This is a genomic window from Paraburkholderia sp. 32 (genome assembly GCF_050435345.1).
GTDB classification, from domain to species: Bacteria; Pseudomonadota; Gammaproteobacteria; order Burkholderiales; family Burkholderiaceae; genus Paraburkholderia; species Paraburkholderia tuberum.
The window spans coordinates 3099814-3116592 of the sequence record NZ_JBNDKD010000003.1 but is presented as its reverse complement, the minus strand read 5'-3'; the positions used below and the strand labels follow the sequence as shown (position 1 = coordinate 3116592).

15 protein-coding genes are annotated in these 16779 nt (G+C 65.0%); 1 reads left to right on the top strand and 14 read right to left on the bottom strand.

All coding sequences use genetic code 11. The annotated features are described in order from the left end of the window. Positions 1 to 60: 60 nt before the first annotated feature. From OKW26_RS37220 to OKW26_RS37160, 13 genes are all read right to left on the bottom strand, one after another. The gene (locus OKW26_RS37220; protein WP_429356697.1) at positions 61 to 1194 is read right to left on the bottom strand and encodes a glycosyltransferase; all 1134 of its coding nucleotides are present in this window, start codon (positions 1192 to 1194) and stop codon (positions 61 to 63) included. After that, positions 1191 to 2444: a glycosyltransferase gene (locus OKW26_RS37215; protein WP_429356696.1), complete on the bottom strand. Its 1254-nt coding sequence runs from the start codon at positions 2442 to 2444 to the stop codon at positions 1191 to 1193. The genes OKW26_RS37220 and OKW26_RS37215 overlap by 4 nt, the downstream gene beginning before the upstream one ends. Next, on the bottom strand, positions 2437 to 3558 hold the full coding sequence (gene wecB, locus OKW26_RS37210; protein ID WP_429356695.1) for a non-hydrolyzing UDP-N-acetylglucosamine 2-epimerase: 1122 nt from the start codon (positions 3556 to 3558) through the stop codon (positions 2437 to 2439). The genes OKW26_RS37215 and wecB overlap by 8 nt, the downstream gene beginning before the upstream one ends. Beyond that, positions 3555 to 5132 carry a polysaccharide deacetylase gene (locus OKW26_RS37205; protein WP_429356694.1) on the bottom strand — a complete coding sequence of 526 codons (1578 nt, stop codon included), beginning with the start codon at positions 5130 to 5132 and terminating at the stop codon, positions 3555 to 3557. The genes wecB and OKW26_RS37205 overlap by 4 nt, the downstream gene beginning before the upstream one ends. Next, positions 5129 to 6511: a phenylacetate--CoA ligase family protein gene (locus OKW26_RS37200; protein WP_429356693.1), complete on the bottom strand. Its 1383-nt coding sequence runs from the start codon at positions 6509 to 6511 to the stop codon at positions 5129 to 5131. The genes OKW26_RS37205 and OKW26_RS37200 overlap by 4 nt, the downstream gene beginning before the upstream one ends. Before the next feature lie 190 nt (positions 6512 to 6701). Further along, positions 6702 to 7478: an ABC transporter ATP-binding protein gene (locus OKW26_RS37195; protein ID WP_429356692.1), complete on the bottom strand. Its 777-nt coding sequence runs from the start codon at positions 7476 to 7478 to the stop codon at positions 6702 to 6704. A 4-nt stretch (positions 7479 to 7482) separates the two neighbouring features. Next, complete coding sequence (locus tag OKW26_RS37190) at positions 7483 to 8301, bottom strand: ABC transporter permease (RefSeq protein ID WP_429356691.1); 819 nt, start codon at positions 8299 to 8301, stop codon at positions 7483 to 7485. 1 nt (position 8302) lies between these two features. Beyond that, positions 8303 to 9718, bottom strand: a complete 1416-nt coding sequence (locus OKW26_RS37185; RefSeq protein ID WP_429356690.1) for a mannose-1-phosphate guanylyltransferase/mannose-6-phosphate isomerase — start codon at positions 9716 to 9718, stop codon at positions 8303 to 8305. A 286-nt stretch (positions 9719 to 10004) separates the two neighbouring features. Further along, positions 10005 to 10931 (bottom strand): dTDP-4-dehydrorhamnose reductase, encoded by a 927-nt coding sequence (gene rfbD / locus OKW26_RS37180; RefSeq protein ID WP_429356689.1) that lies wholly within the window; start codon positions 10929 to 10931, stop codon positions 10005 to 10007. A 9-nt stretch (positions 10932 to 10940) separates the two neighbouring features. Beyond that, entirely contained in the window at positions 10941 to 11492 is a 552-nt protein-coding gene (gene rfbC / locus OKW26_RS37175) for a dTDP-4-dehydrorhamnose 3,5-epimerase (RefSeq protein ID WP_429356688.1), read from the bottom strand. Next, entirely contained in the window at positions 11477 to 12370 is an 894-nt protein-coding gene (gene rfbA / locus OKW26_RS37170) for a glucose-1-phosphate thymidylyltransferase RfbA (RefSeq protein WP_429356687.1), read from the bottom strand. Before rfbA ends, rfbC begins: the two co-directional genes overlap by 16 nt. 10 nt (positions 12371 to 12380) lie before the next feature. Beyond that, a complete protein-coding gene (rfbB, locus tag OKW26_RS37165) occupies positions 12381 to 13442 on the bottom strand; it encodes a dTDP-glucose 4,6-dehydratase (RefSeq protein WP_429356686.1) in 1062 nt (353 codons plus the stop codon). A 394-nt stretch (positions 13443 to 13836) separates the two neighbouring features. Further along, on the bottom strand, positions 13837 to 14748 hold the full coding sequence (locus tag OKW26_RS37160; protein ID WP_429357163.1) for a GDP-mannose 4,6-dehydratase: 912 nt from the start codon (positions 14746 to 14748) through the stop codon (positions 13837 to 13839). A 234-nt stretch (positions 14749 to 14982) separates the two neighbouring features. Between OKW26_RS37160 and OKW26_RS37155 the strand changes: the two genes are divergently transcribed. Then, positions 14983 to 15855 (top strand): symmetrical bis(5'-nucleosyl)-tetraphosphatase, encoded by an 873-nt coding sequence (locus OKW26_RS37155; protein WP_184062178.1) that lies wholly within the window; start codon positions 14983 to 14985, stop codon positions 15853 to 15855. 46 nt (positions 15856 to 15901) lie between these two features. Here the strand turns inward: OKW26_RS37155 and OKW26_RS37150 are convergent, their stop codons facing one another. Continuing rightward, positions 15902 to 16759 (bottom strand): lysophospholipid acyltransferase family protein, encoded by an 858-nt coding sequence (locus tag OKW26_RS37150; RefSeq protein WP_429356685.1) that lies wholly within the window; start codon positions 16757 to 16759, stop codon positions 15902 to 15904. Between the last annotated feature and the right edge of the window lie 20 nt (positions 16760 to 16779).

Sequence of the window (16779 nt, the reverse complement as noted above, 5' to 3'; positions counted from 1 at the left end):
AAGGTGAATTAAACACTTTCGCAAGCTTTTCGGCGATATAGAGAGAAAGAAAACAACGACTCAGGAAGACAATACGTGTTCATACAGCGATTTATATGCGTTTCCCAACGCTGGCCCAGAAAATAGCCGCTCATATCGCTGCCGCGCCGCCGCTCCCATGCCGCGCGCCAGTGCTTCATCCAGCGTCAGCCGGTTAATCGCGGCGATCAGCGGCTCCGGCGCCTCGGGCGGCACGACAAACCCCGTCACCCCATCCTCGTTGACGAACGAAGTCCCGGACCCCACTTCACAGCACACCATCGGTTTGCCGAACATCGCGGCTTCGACCAGCACCATCCCGAACGCTTCGGAGCGCAAATGCGAGGGCAGCACCATCGCGCGACAGCCCTCGAGCAGCGCAACCTTTTCCTCATGCGTGACCTGCCCGGCAAACACGACGTTGGTCGCGCCATGCTGCCGCGCCAAGGCGGCGAGCCGCTCGCGCTCCGGCCCCGAGCCGGCGATGACGATTTTCTCCTGCACATGCCGGGCGGCCTCGACGAGCGTGTGCAGTCCCTTGTAGTAGCGCAACACGCCGAGCGCCAGAAAATACGGCTCGCCCGGCGCCAGGCCGAGCCGGCTCTCGAGCTTGCGCCGCGCGTCGAGCGGCTGCGGCTCGTCGCGATAGTCGATGATGCCGAGCGGAATCGTCTTCAAACGCTCCTTCGACACGCACGCGGCAAGCGTCTCACTGGTCCGCGCATAGGCCGCCGACGTCGCGACCACCGCGGACATGCTGCGCAGCGTGCGCCGCATCAGCGGCCCATAGACGGCGCCGAGCAGCTTCTGCCGCACGATGTCGGAGTGGTAAGTCATCACCGTCGGTTTGCTGGTGCGTCCGAGCAGATGCAATACGTCGGCGAACGGCCACGGAAAGTGGAAATGCACGACGTCGGCCCAGTCGGCCAGCTCGCGATACCTGATCACCGAGCAGGGCCCGCCGAGATCGCACGATGCCGGCGCCGCCCACGATTTCCCGCGGATCACCTGCCCTTCCGGGCGTTCGACGACGGTCGGCGTCGGGCTCGGCGACAGCGTCAGAATGCGCGGTTCGACGCCGCGCTCGCGCGTCGCTAGCGCAATCTGGCGGATCGCTTCCTGCAGGCCGCCGGGCGGGTCCGGGAAGTACGTGCGGTACACATGAACGACCCTCACGTGCGCACCTCCGCGCCGTGTGGCCGCGCGCTGCTGCCGCCCGCCTGCGGGAAGTGGAAGGTGATCGCCAGCATCTTGTCCAGCCGCGCTTCCCACGTGTTCTCGCCAACCGCCGCGCGGGCTTCCTCCGCGCTCAGCTTGCCGCGTGCAAGCTGCTTCTCGATCGCCGCGATGAACGCGTCGGCATCGCTGCCCACTTCGAGCCCCGCGCGCGGTTCCTTCGCGAAATCGAGCGGCGTCGATACGACCGGCAGACCGGCCGCGAGATATTCGTAGAACTTCATCGGAAACATCGAGTGCGTGTATTCGTTGATCAGCGTCGGCAACACACCGACCCGCATGCCGCGCAAATATTGCGGCAGCACGCGATACGGCCGGTAGCCGAGCAGATGCACGTTCGGCAGACGCTTGAGCTGCGCGAGCAGGTCGCTGCGCTGCCCTTCGCGCTCCTCGCCGATGATCACCCATTGCCACTGCGGCCGCGCCTGCGCGGTTTGCAGCAGCAACGGCAGATCGACCTTGAAGTCCGACAGCACGCCGTGATACACGAGCCGCGGCTCGTCGATCGCGGCGAGCTCGGCGGGCAGCGGGCCGTCCGCGCGCGCCGCGCCGAAGTGCGCTTCATCGACGACGTTGCCGAAGAAATGCGTATTGGGGTTAAACGGCAGGCACACGTCCTTCAGCGACTGCGCAGTCGTGAATACCGCCTCGCAGCGCCCGAGCAGGTCCTGCTGGGCATTGCGGAACGCGTCGACGTCGACGCCCGGAATCGCCGCGATATCGTCGACGCAGTGGTAGACCAGGGTCCCGCGCGGCAGCGTCGCGATCGCATCGAGCATGTACGGGTGGTACGTCCACACGACCGGCTTGACGTAGCGATGCGACCTCGCGAAGCGGTTCACCGAAAAACGCAGCATCGCCTGATTCAGCGAGCGCACGAACGGCAGATGATGCCCGGCCGGCACCATCAGCGGCGACAGCACCCAGATGTTGTCGGCGCGGCGCGGCGGGCCGAGCACGAGCGACTGCACGCCGCGCCACAGACGTCGCCACAGGCGCGACCAGTCGCGGCCGCTGGCCACTTTCGGCGAGCGGAAGCCAACGCTTTCCACATACAGAATCCGCCAGCCGCGCGCGGCGAGGATGCTCGCCGTGTGCTGCTTGTTGGTCCAGTACGGCTCGTCCCAGTCGGCGGTCGAAAACAGCACGCAGTCTTGCGGGGCCAGCACGGGGTTCTTGCCGTCAGCCAACGAACACCTCGACCGGTCGGCCGCGCAGGCTGTCGACGATGCGTCGTGAGGCCAGTCCGTCGCCGTACGGATTCGCGCGATCGCGCAGCGCCGCGCGCCGCGCGGGATCGTCGAGCCAGCCGATCACCGCGCTTTCGATGCTCGCCGCGCTCTGGCCCGCGAGCGTCGCGAAACCGGCGTCGACGCCTTCGCGGCGCTCGGTGTGATTGCGCATCACGACGACCGGCACGCCGAAGGTTGGCGCTTCTTCCTGGATGCCGCCCGAATCGCTGACCGCGACGGCGCTGCCGCTGATCAGATAAAGGCTCGTCGGATAGTCGACCGGCTCGATCAGCGCGAGGTTCGGGATGCCATCGAGCTCGCGATGCACGGGCTCGCGCACGGCCGGGTTCAGATGCACCGGGAACACCCAGCGGTAATCGCTATAGCGCTGACACAGGTCGCGCAGCACGCGGCAGATGTCCTGCAGCACGTCGCCGAAATTCTCGCGCCGATGGCACGTGACGAGCACGTGCTGCTGCTGCGCGCCATGCCATGCGGGCAGCGGACTCGCCGGCGGCGTGACGCTCCAGCTCGCGCGCACTTCGCCGATCGCATCGACGACCGTGTTGCCGGTCACGACGATCTTCTCTGGCGCGACGCCTTCGCTGAGCAGGCTGTCGCGCGCGCGCGAGGTCGGCGCGAAATGCAGCGTCGCGATGCGGCCGAGCAGGCTGCGGTTCGCTTCCTCGGGAAACGGACTCGCCAGATCGCCGGTGCGCAGCCCCGCCTCGACGTGACCGACGCGGATGCCGCGCTGGAACGCCGCGAAGCCCGCGCAGAACGCGGTCGTCGTGTCGCCCTGCACGATCACCCAATCGGGACGTGTTTCGTCGAGCGCGCGATCGAGCGCGGCGATCAGGCGCGACGCGAGCGCGTTCAGCGATTGACCCGGTTGCATCGTTTCGAGCGCGATGTCCGGTTCGATGCCGAAGAATTCGAGCGCCTGCGCCGCCATGTCCCTGTGCTGCCCGCTCGCGCAGACGATCGTGTCGAACTCGCTGCGCAGCGCTCGCACGAGCGGTGCGAGCTTGATGACCTCGGGCCGCGTGCCCATCACCACCATGACTTTCATTGCAGTGCTTTCCCCGTCTCGACCTTGGTATGAGCGCCCCGGAACTCGACGCCGAGCGCGAGCGGCGTCGTGTCGGCGAAGGGCGTGACGACGCGAAAGACGCCGTCGTGTTCGACGATCTGCGCGAGCGAGCGCAAGCGCAGGAAATCGAGCGCGGCTTCCTCGTGCAGGAACAGCGGCCGTTGGGCCTTGCCGCGCATGTAGGCGATCAACTGCTCGTGCGCGTCGATGCGCGCCGCCTCGTCGGTCCAGCCGTACGCGTAGCGCTCGGAGAACGGATGGTCGAGATAGCCGAACAGCGTGTTGGTCGCGTACGCGGTGTCGAAGGCCTGCTTGAAGACCGCGAGCGGATCGCCCTCTTTCAGCATGCAGTCGCCGTGCAGCATGCACTGTTGGCTGTGACCGACGAAGCCCGCCGGCAAGCCGGCCAACGCGCCGCCGCGTGCGCTCAGAAACTCCGGATCGTTGCGGATGATGCCGCCGATGCAGCCCGCGTAGCCCGCGTCGATCAGGCCGCGCATCGCGTACGGCGGCGACTGGTGAAACGGCGACACCGCGTAGCGCACCGGCACGCCGGTCGCGCGTTCGAGCAGTTCGGCCGATTGCACGCCTTCCGCGATCGCGGTGTCGTAGCTGCCGCCCCAGTTCGGCGAGTGCGTCGCCGTGTGCGACAGCACCGCGCCCTGCTGCCGGTCGGCAAGCAGTTCGCGCAGGATGTCGTGCTGGCCGCCGCGTTGCAGGTTCTGCGTATGCACGGCGAGCGTGAACGGCACGCCGAGACGCCGGTACGCGTGCCACAACGGGCGCGCCGATTCGACGTCCTCGTCGCAATCGAGCCGCGACGTGATCGCCGCGTCGTAACCCCACGGGAGTTCGCTCAGCACCGGCTGACACGGCAGCGCATCAGCCCGGTAGCCCGACAGAAACTGCTCGACGAGGCGCCATTCGAACGAATCGCACGGGCCGACCGGCCGGTTGAACCACAGCACGGCCGATGCGCCCGCATCCCACAGCGCCGCGTACGCGAACTGTCGCTCGCCGTTCACGACGACCGCGGCCAGCTCCGCTTCGGCCGGAACTTCGGGCGCCTGCGCGAGCGCCCAGATCGAGCCGTCGGCGCGAATCGCGCCGTAGCCGAGGTTGTTCCATTCGTCGGTGAAATCGAAGCGCTCGAACGGGCGATGCCATGGCGCGCCGCCGAGTGTCTGCGCGAGCGCGCCGTAGCGCACCGCCGCCGCGCTTTCGCGCGACTCGCCCGAAGGCGCCGTTGCACTGCGGCTCGCTTGCGAGAGGTCGGCGGGCAACGCCGCGGGCCGATAACGCAGATAGTCCGCGAGCGCGATCGGCATATGGCCGAACACGATCAGCTTGCGCGGCCGCGCCTGCACGAACGCGATCAGGTCGGCGCTCCACGCATCGGGCGCGTCGACCGCGACCACGACGTCGGGCGCGATCTCGTGCAGCATGTTGCGCGCAATCGCCTGGGCCTGGGTCGCGCTGACCGAGCGCCGCAGCGCCGCCAGCACGTATTGGCCGGCGTCGGCGCGCGCATCGGGATACGCGACGCCGATCATGCGCTCACCACGTGACGGAATTTGGCGCGACTGCCCACGCGCACGAAATCGTCGTGACCGACGTAGGCGATCGTGAACGCGTCCTGCCAGAAGTGGCGCAGCTTCGCGGTGGTGTCCTCCGCGTTCGCGTGCGGTTCGAGCACGATGCGCAAAGTGGGCGGCGTCGTGCGCAGATCGATCTGGAATTCCTGGATGCCGCCGACGCGATGATCGAGCATGTCCTGGATGTGGTGCGTCGGATGCGCGACGCCGTTGATCGGCACGACGTCGTGAATCCGGCCGACCACGTCGGTCAGGAAGAAGCCCTTCTCCGTCTCCTGCACGCGCGCGAGGTCGCCGGTCGTGTAGCGGATCAACGGCATCAGCCGGTTGCGGAACCCGGTGAACACGAGCTCGTGCGCGCCGTCGGGGTTGTCCGGCGCGACGCGGCTTTCCGGCCAGCCTTCCGATTCGAGGATCTGGAAGCCGCCTTCGTGACCGTCGAGCTCATAGGCCATCACACCGAGCTCGGCGAGGCCGTAGCGGTCGATCACGCGGCAGCGCAACGCCTTCGCGATCATCTCGCGCGCATGCGGCTCGAGCAGCTCGCCGCTCGACTCGAACACCTGGAACGCGTTGCCGCCGCCGTACTTGCGCTCGACATAGCAGGCGAGCGCGTACATCGTCGACGGATGCGAGTGCGCGAGATACGGGCGGCGGCGCTTCAGCGTGCGCCACATTTCCTCGAGGCCGTGATCGTCGATGCGGTCGAAGAAGACATTGCTGCGATTCATCGCGAAGCATTTGAAGTCTTCGCGCGACGGCCACTCGGACACGACCTGATCCGGGAAACGGCACGCGAAGTGCAACTCCGAGCGATGGCGCAGCTTGCCGATCCGCTCGCGGCAATAGTTGGTGACCGCCGACGAATAATCGGCGCCTTCCTGGTCGTAGTAAATCGTCGTGGAGAGGCCGGTCGAGCCGCCGGTCTTGCACGCGTGGTGCTTGCCAGCCTCGAGCGGTCCCGACAGGAGACGCGGACCCTGCTCGCGGATGATGTCCTTGGTCAGATACGGCAGTTCTTCGAGGTAGCGCGGGTCGTTCCTGACCTTGGCGGAATCGAACTGCTTCGCCTGGAACAGGTCGCGATAGTAAGGCACCTTCGCGCCGGCGAATTCGAGCGTGGCGACGAGCCGTTCGAGCGCGATGCGGCGGCGATGCGGCATCGGCAGCGAATAGTGCTCGCGCAGCTCGCGGATTTTCGGGCGCACGTTGCGCTTTTCGGCGTTCTCCGCAATCGGATACGCGATATAGCCGCCCGCGAAACCCTTCAGCGTGCGAAACGGCTGACGCACCAGCAGGGATTCGGAGTAGCGCAGAAATGGGTGATTAGCTCGCATCAAATTCGAACCTTGTTACGCCTCGGGATTGGCCACGAGGGTGTTGCTGAACTGCGGGACTGGCTTGCGCCGGGGCGCGGTTTAGCCGATGAGCCGATGGCTTTGCCTGCTGCCGTCGCGCTCGCAGCTCGCGCGTCGGCGCACATGCGGCAGGCGCGGCATGCGCCGCGCCGGCCGCGCGCCCGCGTGCTCAGTGCGGCAACTGCGCGGTGTGGCTGATGAGCGGCTCGTCGGATTTTTCCGACGGCAGCACGGCTTCGTCGGCGACCATCTTGCCGTGTTCCATCGAGATCTTGCGGGTGCACACGCGCGCGACCAGCGACGGATCGTGCGACGCCACCACCAGCAGCGCCGCCTTGCCGACGAGGCCTTCCAGACGCTCGGCCGCCTTCACGCTGAACTCGGCGTCGCCGACGCTCAGCCATTCGTCCATGATCAGGATGTCGGCTTCGACGCTCGTCGAGATCGCGAACGCGAGGCGCAGCATCATCCCGCTCGAATAGGTGCGCACCGGCAGATTCAGGTAATCGCCAAGTTCGCTGAAGTCGGCGATCTCGTCGATCTTGCTGCGGATGCGCGCGGGCTTCAGCCCGTCGAGAATGCCGCGCAGATAGATGTTTTCGAAGCCGGTCGCGTCGGGGTCGAGGCCCATCGACACGTCGAGCAGCGACGCGATCTTGCCCCGCACCTTCAGCTCGCCGCGCACCGGCGCATAGACGCCCGACAGCGTGCGCAACAGCGTCGTCTTGCCCGAGCCGTTGTGGCCGATCAGGCCGATGCGCTCGCCTTCGCTGAAGGTGAAGCTCAGGTCGTCGATCGCGCGGACGATCGCATGGCGACCCGCGTCCTGGCCGATCCGGCCGCCCGTCGTCAAATTGAGCACCGCCTTTTTCAGCGAGCGATGCGAGTTCTCGTAAATCGGAAATTCGACGGAGATGTTACGAGCGACAATCGATGAAGAACTCACAATATCAAAGCCAGTAAGGAACGCGATTACGGAAACGCTTCATCAGGATCTGCGCGAACGCAAAGCCGACGATCAAGAGACCAATCGACCACGCCCACGACTCCCAGTGGGTCGGGCGGCCGGTGAGCGGCGCGCGCACCGTTTCGATCAGGTGATAGAGCGGGTTGTAGTCGGCGACCCACGCGCGGTCCTTCAGGATTTCCGGCGACCACATGACCGGCGTGAAGAAGAACACGACCTGGATCAGGTTCGTGACGATCGGCGGAATGTCGCGAAAGCGTGCGCACAGCACGCCGAGCGTGACGCCGAGCCATACGCCGTGCAGCAGCAGGACCACGAGCGCGAACGGCACCAGCACGATTTCCCAGCCCGGCCAGTGACCGAACACGAACAGCAGCACGACGACGACCGGCAAGCTATGCAGCAGGATCACGAAGTTGCGCCACGCGATGCGGCATACGTGCACGGTGAGCGGCAACCTTATCTGCTTGATCAGATAGGCCGAGCCGATAAAGGCCATGCAGCCCTCGTTGGCGACCGACGCCAGATACGCCCACACGACGAGACCCACCGCCAGATACGGCAGATAGTCGGAGAGTTCCTGGTGCAGCAGCGTCGAGTACAACGCGCCGAGCACGACCACCATGATGATCGTGCTGAGCGTGAACCAGAACGGCCCGAGCACCGAGCGGCGATAACGCTGCCGGATGTCGTGCCAGCCGAGCGTGCCCCAGACCCGCACCGCTTTCATGCCGACCAGCAGGTCGTCGCGCTCGTTGTGACGTGTCAGGTCTTCCGAGTCGTTGGTAAAACTGATATCCATCTCAAGTACGTCCGTAAATGTCTTCGAAGCGAACGATATCGTCTTCGCCCAGATATTCGCCGCTTTGCACTTCGATCATCACAAGCTCGACGACGCCCGGATTTTCGAGGCGATGTTTGTGACCCGCCGGGATATAGGTCGACTCGTTGGTCGACACGAAGAACTCTTTTTCGCCGTTGACGACCTTCGCCATGCCGCTCACCACGACCCAATGCTCGTTGCGGTGATGATGCATCTGCAGGCTCAGGCTCGCGCCCGGCTTCACCTCGATGCGCTTGATCTTGAAGCGCGGCCCCTCTTCGAGCACCGAGTACGTGCCCCACGGCCGATGCACGGTGCGATGCACCTTGTACGTCTCATGGCCGCGCGACTTCAGCTCCGCGAAAATCTGCTTCACGTCCTGCGCGCGATCGCGGTGCGCGACGAGCAGCGCATCGGGCGTGTCGATCACGATCAGGTTGTCGACGCCGACCGCGCCGATCAGGCGCCCGTCGCTGCGCAGATACGAGTTCTTCACGTCGACGAGCAGCGCCTCGCCTTCGACGCGGTTGCCGCTCGCATCGGCCGGCGACAGGTCGGACAGCGCGGTCCACGAGCCGACATCGGTCCAGCCGAGGTTGCAGCACACGACCGCCGCGTGCTCGCACTTCTCCATTACCGCGTAGTCGAACGACAGCTCCGGCACCGCGCCGAAGCAGCCCGGCTCGAGACGCACCTGCGCGCCGCTCTTGCCTTCGGCGGACGGCGACTTGTCCATGCATTCGGCCGCGGCATCGAGAATGTCGGGACAATGCTCGCGCATTTCATTCAGGATCGTGCCCGCGGTGAAGCAGAACATGCCCGAGTTCCACACGAACTTGCCCGACGCCAGATACTCGCGGGCCTTCTCCACCGACGGCTTCTCGACGAAGCGCACGACCCGCTCGCCATCGGCTTCGATATAGCCGTAGCCGGTTTCGGGCGTATCCGGATGCATGCCGAAGGTGACCACGTTGCCGGCCTGCGCAAGCGTCTGCGCACGCGCGACCGCCGCGGCGAACGCGGTTTGATCCGCGATCAGATGATCCGCGGCGAGCACCAGCATCACGGTGTCTGCGCCATGCGCCTTCGCCGTGTGCAAGGCCGCCGTGGCAACCGCCGCGGCCGTGTTGCGGCCGAACGGTTCGAGAATGAACGAGGTCGCGACGTTCTTGCCGTTCACCTCGCGGAAATCGTCTTCGGTCTTGAAGAACAGCTCACGGTTGGTTACCGTGAGCACTTCCTTCACGCCGGGCAACGCGACCGCGCGCAGGAACGCTTTCTGCAGCAGGCTCTCGCCGTCCGCGAGACGGATGAACGGCTTCGGATGCAATTCCCGCGAGACCGGCCAGAGCCGCGATCCCGCTCCGCCGCACAGAATGATCGGTAACAAACTCACAGCTCCCTCTCGATACCGTATTTTTTACGTGGCCATACTGGCTTGCGCGCGGTTGACGCACACGTTTGCAATCTACTGCGCATAGAACGTTAAATCCGCGCCTGGAACGCCCTCGCGTCGAGCGTCATTCTACCGCCGCACCCTTTCACCATTGTCAGGGAACAATCGTTTCGATCGGTCCCGGACCACGACGTCATCATGGCGAGCGGCGCGCGCGGCAGGACATCCGATGCGAGTGCTTCCTTCGCCGCACCGACGCTCGCGAGTCCTGCGTCGAAACCGCGACTCAGGTGCGCGCCGCCGGCGACTTCGGAAAACCGTCCGTCAGACACAGCTTCAACGCGTCGCGCCAATGCGGCGCGGCGAGCCCGAACACGCGCGCCAGCTTGTCGTTCGACATTCTGGAATTGGCTGGGCGCTTCGCGGGCGTCGGGTAATCCGCGGCCGGAATCGGCAGCGTGTTCGGCCTGTTCGGCAAATCCGCGAGTTCAAAGATCGCCGACGCGAAACCGTGCCACGACGTCGAGTCGCCCGCGCACAGGTGATAGATGCCCGAACGCTCGTCCCACCACTTCGCGCCGTCTTCGGCGGCGAAGGACTGTGCGCACAGATGCGCGCTCAGCGTCGCGATCGTGTTGCACCAGGTGGGCGCGCCGAACTGGTCGGCCACCACCTTCAGCTCCGGACGATCGGCGCCGAGCCGCAACATCGTCAGCAGAAAGTTCTTGCCGCGCGTGCCGTACACCCAGCTCGTGCGCAATACGAGGTGATTCACGCCGCTCGCCGCGATTGCCTGCTCGCCCGCGAGCTTGCTGCGGCCGTAGACGTTCTGCGGATCGGTTGGATCGTCTTCGACGTACGCGCCTTCTTTCGTGCCGTTGAACACGTAGTCGGTCGAATAGTGGATCAGCGCGGCGCCGAGCTTTTTCGCTTCCTCGGCGAGCACGCCCGGTGCTTCGCCATTGATGCGCATTGCCAGGTCGCGTTCTTCTTCGGCCTTGTCCACCGCCGTATAAGCGGCCGGATTGACGATCAGCGCGGGACGCAGGTCGCGCACCACCGCGCGAATCTGATCGAGGTTCGACAGATCGAGCCGCGAGCGGTCGACCGCGACTACGTTGCCGAGCCCTTGCAGCGTGCGTGCGAGCTCATAGCCGAGCTGGCCATTTACGCCGGTGACGAGAATCGTCCGTTTCGCGTCGTGTGCGCTCATGCGATCCCCTTATGCGTAGACTTCGGCGTCGGCGAGACGCTTGCCCGCCGCATCCTTGGCCGCGAGCAGCGGCTCGAAGTCGACCGGCCATTCGATCCCGATCGCCGGATCGTTCCACACGATGCTGCGCTCGTGCTCGGGGAACCAATAATCCGTGGTCTTGTAGAGGAACTGCGCGGACTCCGACAGCACGACGAAGCCGTGCGCGAAACCGGGCGGCACCCACAGCTGCCGATGGTTCTCGACCGACAGCGTCACGCCGACCCACTTGCCGAAGTTCGACGAGCTCTTGCGGATGTCGACGGCGACGTCGAACACCTCGCCCTCGACCACGCGCACGAGCTTGCCCTGCGCATGCTGGATCTGATAGTGCAGACCGCGCAGCACGCCTCTCGCCGAACGCGAATGATTGTCCTGCACGAACTCGACGCCCGGCTCGACCTTCTCGGCGAATTCGAGCGCATTGAAGCTTTCGAAAAAGAAGCCACGCGCATCGCCGAACACCTTCGGCTCGATGATCTTGACTTCGGGCAGCGAGGTTGCGGTTACCTGGATGGCCATGCGACGTGATCCGTGAGAATGTTTTGCAGGTATTGCCCGTAGGCATTCTTCGCGAGCGGTTTGGCGAGCGCGAGCAACTGCTCGCCGTCGATCCACTGACGCCGGTACGCGATCTCTTCCGGACACGCGACCACCAGACCCTGGCGCTTTTGCAGCGTTGCGATGAAGGTCGCGGCTTCGATCAGCGAGTCGTGCGTGCCGGTGTCGAGCCACGCATAACCGCGGCCCATGATCTCGACGTTGAGCGCCGCGTTCGCGAGGTAGCGCGAGTTCACGTCGGTGATCTCGAGCTCGCCGCGCGGCGACGGCTTGATGTCCGCGGCGATGTCGCAGACCTGCTTGTCGTAGAAGTACAGACCCGTGACCGCGTAGTTCGAACGCGGCCTGGCGGGCTTTTCCTCGATCGACAACGCGCGGAACTGCTTGTCGAACTCCACCACGCCGTAACGCTCCGGGTCCTGCACGTGATACGCGAACACGGTGGCGCCGTCGGTCTGATCGTCGGCGCGTTCGAGTTGCTTCGCGAGATCGTGGCCGTAGAAGATGTTGTCGCCGAGAATCAACGCCGACGGATCATTGTTCACGAACTCGCGGCCGATGATGAAGGCCTGCGCGAGTCCATCCGGCGACGGCTGCACCGCGTACCGGATGTTCATGCCCCACTGGCTGCCGTCACCGAGCATCGCCTCGAAGCGCGGCGTGTCCTGCGGCGTGGAGATGATCAGCACGTCGCGAATACCCGCCACCATCAGCGTGGACAGCGGGTAGTAGATCATCGGCTTGTCGTACACCGGCAGCAGCTGCTTGGAGACGACGTGCGTGATCGGATACAGGCGGGTGCCCGAGCCGCCCGCGAGAATAATGCCTTTGCGCGCCATTGCCGTGCCTTTACGCGCGCTGCGCGTAGTTGGTCTCGACCCACTTCCGGTATTCGCCCGAAGCGACCTCGTCGACCCATTGCTGGTTGTCGAGATACCACTGGACCGTTTTGGCGAGCCCCGTCTCGAACGTTTCCGCCGGCTTCCAGCCGAGTTCGCGCTCGAGCTTGCGGGCGTCGATCGCGTAACGGCGGTCGTGACCCGGACGATCCTTTACATAGGTGATCTGGTCGCGATACGAGCCGGCCGCCTTCGGGCGCTGCTGGTCGAGCAGGTCGCACAGCGTGTGCACGACCTCGAGATTCTTCTTCTCGTTCCAGCCGCCGACGTTGTACGTCTCGCCCGGCGTGCCGCGCGCGAGCGCTTCACGGATCGCGCTGCAGTGGTCGCCGACGTACAGCCAGTCGCGCACGTTCTGCCCGTCGCCATACACGGGCAGCGGCTTGCCGCCGAGCGCGTTGGCGATCATCAGCGGAATCAGCTTTTCGGGGAACTGGTACGGGCCGTAGTTGTTCGAGCAGTTGGTGGTCAGCACCGGCAGGCCGTACGTGTGGTGGTAGGCGCGCACGAGGTGATCCGAACCGGCCTTGGTCGCCGAATAGGGGCTATTCGGCGCATAAGGCGTCGTTTCGGAGAACTGCGGATCGGTTGCCGACAGCGAGCCGAACACTTCGTCGGTCGACACGTGCAGGAAGCGAAACGCGGCGCGCTCCGCAACGCCCAGCGTGTTCCAGTAGCTGCGCGTCGCTTCGAGCAGCGTGAAGGTGCCGACGACGTTGGTTTGCACGAAATCGGCCGGACCGTGGATCGAGCGATCCACATGGCTCTCGGCCGCGAAATGCAGCACGGCGCGCGGCTTGTGCTCGGCCAATAGCGTATCGAGCGCGGCGCGATCGCAAATGTCGACGCGCGCGAAAATGTGTTTGGGATTGCCCTGTAGCGACTTCAGCGTGCCCAGGTTGCCGGCGTAGGTCAGTTTGTCTACGTTGAGCACCGCTTCGTCCGACGCATTCAGCCAGTCGAGCACGAAATTAGCGCCGATAAAGCCGGCACCGCCCGTTACCAGGATCATGTAATTCCCTTGTCGATGTGAGTGACAGGCGGCGAAGAGCTTGCGACCTGTTCACCCCGCGTGGTGTCCGTTTCTCTGGTCGTCCGTCGCGTTCCCCTGAGAGTGGACACTCAGACGCCAATTTTATGAACCTCCAATTATAAAGCCGCCCAGTGCAAAAACTAGAACCCTAACAACTTGAAACAGCTTGACAGAATTCGTTGCCGTTGGTCTGTGAAAAGGAGCTTTTCGGTGCGGTTACACGCATTTTGGCGCCTGTAATGATGTGCGCCACATACTGTGCGGCGCGGCGCGGAAAGAGTGGGAAACGAAGAAGAACGGCGAAAGCGTCATGAAAGGCCGCAAACGCGGCCCTTCAGTGCAGACTGTCAGGCAGTTGCTCGCGCGAGCGCGCTCAGGCCGCGAGGATCCAGCGCAGGGTGTCGATGAAAGGGATCGACTCGACCGCCGGCACCAGCGAGTGCAATTTGGCGGGCGAACCGGCAAGCATCTTGACGTCCGTTTGCCGGACAAAGGCGGGATTGACCTGGACTTCGATGTCGTGACCGGTGAGTTCGCTCGCGGTCGTGAGGATTTCACGCAACGAATACGGCGTGCCGGTGCAGACGTTGACGATTTCGGCGGCGACATTGGAGTCGAGCAACGCCTCGTACGCGCTCGCCACATAACGCACGTCAGAGAAGTCGCGCGCGATGTCGATATTGCCGAGTTCGATCGATGCCGCGCGCCGCGCGAAGTGGCTGACGATCTTCGGCACGAGGAAGTTCACCGCCTGGCCGCGGCCGGTGTAGTTGAACGGCCGCACGATCAGGATCGGCAGGCGGTCGAACCATGTGCGCACCAGCGCTTCCATGGCCGCTTTGCTGGCCGCGTAATGATTGACCGGCATAAGCGGGAAGCTCTCGTCGATCGCGGCGCTGCTGACGTTGCCGTACACGTTCGCGCTGCTTGCGATCAGCAGCTTGCGCGGCACATGGCCAATCGCGGCACAGGCTTCGAGCAGGTTCTGCGTGCCGATCACGTTGACGCGATAAAAGTCGAGCGGATCGTTGTGCCCCACGAAGCTGATCGCGGCCAGATGCACGATGAAATCGGGCCGCACGGTGTCGAGCACGCGCCGGCAGTCTTCCGGTGAGGTGATGTCGAGTTTGACGCGTGTCGGCCTGTCGGGCTCGTCGCGGCCGGACACCGCTTCGATCACGGTATGGCCGCGCCCGGTCAGCTTCTCGACCAGATAGCGGCCGGTAAAACCGTTCGCACCGGTGACGAGCGTGCGAAATGATTGCTTCGCCGCGGAAGACGGCATGCTGGCTTCGTTCACGAGAGAGTCATCCTGTTGTTGTATTGGAATCGCGCGCGGTCCATGCGTGGCTGCCGCCGTGCCGTGTTACGGCGGTGTTCCACCCGCGTCCCGCAACGTGATCGCGCGATACCCGAACCCCAAACGGGCTATTATGTCACGCTATCTTGCTGCCCTGCCCTGCCCAGCGTGGCATGCGTCGTGCAGCACCGCGCGTATCGAATCGCCTTGATTTCCTCGATGACACCCCTCAACGCTTCCAGTACCTCCGCTCCCCTCGTCCCTCTTGCTTTCGGCGATCTGCAAGGCTGCCGCGCACCGTTTCAGCGACTGCTGGCCAAAGCCGCGCCGCCGGACGGCACACCGCTGTGGTTCGCCGGCGATCTGATCAACCGCGGCCCCGACTCGCTCGACACCTTGCGCGACGTGATCGCGTTCGGCGAGCGCGCGGTGCCGGTGCTCGGCAATCACGATCTGCATCTGCTGTCGGTGTCGGCGGGGATTCGCAAGTCGAAGAAAGGCGACACGATCGAAGAGATCCTCGCCGCGCCCGATGCCGCCGATCTGCTCGAGTGGATACGCCACCGCCCGCTCGCGCATTTCGACAACGGCATGCTGATGGTGCATGCGGGCGTGCTGCCGCAATGGGATGCGACGCTGACGCTCGAACTCGCCGACGAGTTGCAACGCGCGCTGCGTGCGCCGAACTGGAAAGAGACGCTTGCCGGCTTGTACGGCAATGAACCGAACCGCTGGAAGCCGGGCCTGAAGGGTATCGAGCGTCTGCGCGTCACGTGCAGCGCGTTGACGCGCATGCGCTTTTGCAGCGCCGATGGCGTGATGGATTTCAGCAGCAGCGGCACGCTCGCATCCACGCCGAGCGGCTGCATGCCGTGGTTCGACGTGCCGTCGCGCCGGACCGCCGACGTGACCGTCGTGTTCGGTCATTGGGCCGCGCTCGGCCTGATGTTGCGCGACAACCTGATCGGCCTCGACTCGGGTTGCGTGTGGGGGCAGAAGCTGTCGGCGGTACGGCTCGCGAATAACCCGGCTGAGCGGACGTTGACGCAAGTCGATTGCGATTCGCGCGGCGTGCCGCGCGGGGGCAACTAAACAGAACTAAACAGAAGACGGCGACGCTGCCCGGCAGCGCCGCCGCTTAGACCGAGCGGCGCGGCTGATCGACGGGCTCGATCAGCGTTTGCGCCGTCTCAGCGGCGTCGCTCGACGACGCAGCATCTACAACGTCGCCCTCTTGCGCGACCGTCCCCGCTACTGCGTTGCCGGCCTGCATGTCCCGCAACGCGTTCGCCACCACCTGCTGAGCCTGCGCCGCGAGCACCCGGCGGTCCGCGTCCGGCGCGAGCGGTGCGCCAACATATACGTGGGCGGTCAGCGGACCGCCACGCAACAGCATGTCGAGCGAGTCGGACAACGACACGTCGTCGATATATGCGGGTGCCGTCGACTGCCGGCCCTGCGCGTCCTCGTACATGATGCACAGCGGCTGCACTGGCACACCGGCCGACACCGCGGCCTGGAACAGGTTCGCGTGAAACGGCAGCAACTCGAGCCCGTTCGACGTCGTGCCTTCGGGGAACACGCACATCAGTTCACCCGCGCTGAGCCGTGCGGCGAGTTCGTGCATGATGCGCTTCGCGTCACTGCGCTTCTCGCGCTGGATGAACACCGTATCGAGCTGCTGTGCGAGCCATCCGACCACCGGCCATTGCCGGATCTCCGCCTTCGAGACGAACGGCGTCGGCCGCCACGCGTTGATTACGTAGATGTCGATCCACGAGATGTGATTGGCGACGACGAGCACGCCACGATCGAGCCGCACCGCGTCGTTATGCACGACGAGGCGCATGCCGCACAGCCGCAGCATCTTCAGTGACCACGCGCGATTGAGCGCGTGACGCCGCTCGGCGCTCGCGTTCGGAAAGCGCGTCGCGACGGTCCACATGCCGTGCAGCAGATGCGTGATGAGACGAACCTTGCGTAACGCGAGCTTCATGGCCGGAGCTTTCCTTGACT

Excerpts from the sequence above, each read along its gene's own strand:
- wecB (WP_429356695.1), bottom strand. The coding sequence starts at position 3,558 with ATGAAAGTCATGGTGGTGATGGGCACGCGGCCCGAGGTCATCAAGCTC.
- OKW26_RS37205 (WP_429356694.1), bottom strand. The coding sequence starts at position 5,132 with ATGATCGGCGTCGCGTATCCCGATGCGCGCGCCGACGCCGGCCAATAC.
- OKW26_RS37200 (WP_429356693.1), bottom strand. The coding sequence starts at position 6,511 with ATGCGAGCTAATCACCCATTTCTGCGCTACTCCGAATCCCTGCTGGTG.
- OKW26_RS37190 (WP_429356691.1), bottom strand. The coding sequence starts at position 8,301 with ATGGATATCAGTTTTACCAACGACTCGGAAGACCTGACACGTCACAAC.
- rfbD (WP_429356689.1), bottom strand. The coding sequence starts at position 10,931 with ATGAGCGCACACGACGCGAAACGGACGATTCTCGTCACCGGCGTAAAT.
- rfbC (WP_429356688.1), bottom strand. The coding sequence starts at position 11,492 with ATGGCCATCCAGGTAACCGCAACCTCGCTGCCCGAAGTCAAGATCATC.
- rfbA (WP_429356687.1), bottom strand. The coding sequence starts at position 12,370 with ATGGCGCGCAAAGGCATTATTCTCGCGGGCGGCTCGGGCACCCGCCTG.
- rfbB (WP_429356686.1), bottom strand. The coding sequence starts at position 13,442 with ATGATCCTGGTAACGGGCGGTGCCGGCTTTATCGGCGCTAATTTCGTG.
- OKW26_RS37160 (WP_429357163.1), bottom strand. The coding sequence starts at position 14,748 with ATGCCGTCTTCCGCGGCGAAGCAATCATTTCGCACGCTCGTCACCGGT.
- OKW26_RS37155 (WP_184062178.1), top strand. The coding sequence starts at position 14,983 with ATGACACCCCTCAACGCTTCCAGTACCTCCGCTCCCCTCGTCCCTCTT.
- OKW26_RS37150 (WP_429356685.1), bottom strand. The coding sequence starts at position 16,759 with ATGAAGCTCGCGTTACGCAAGGTTCGTCTCATCACGCATCTGCTGCAC.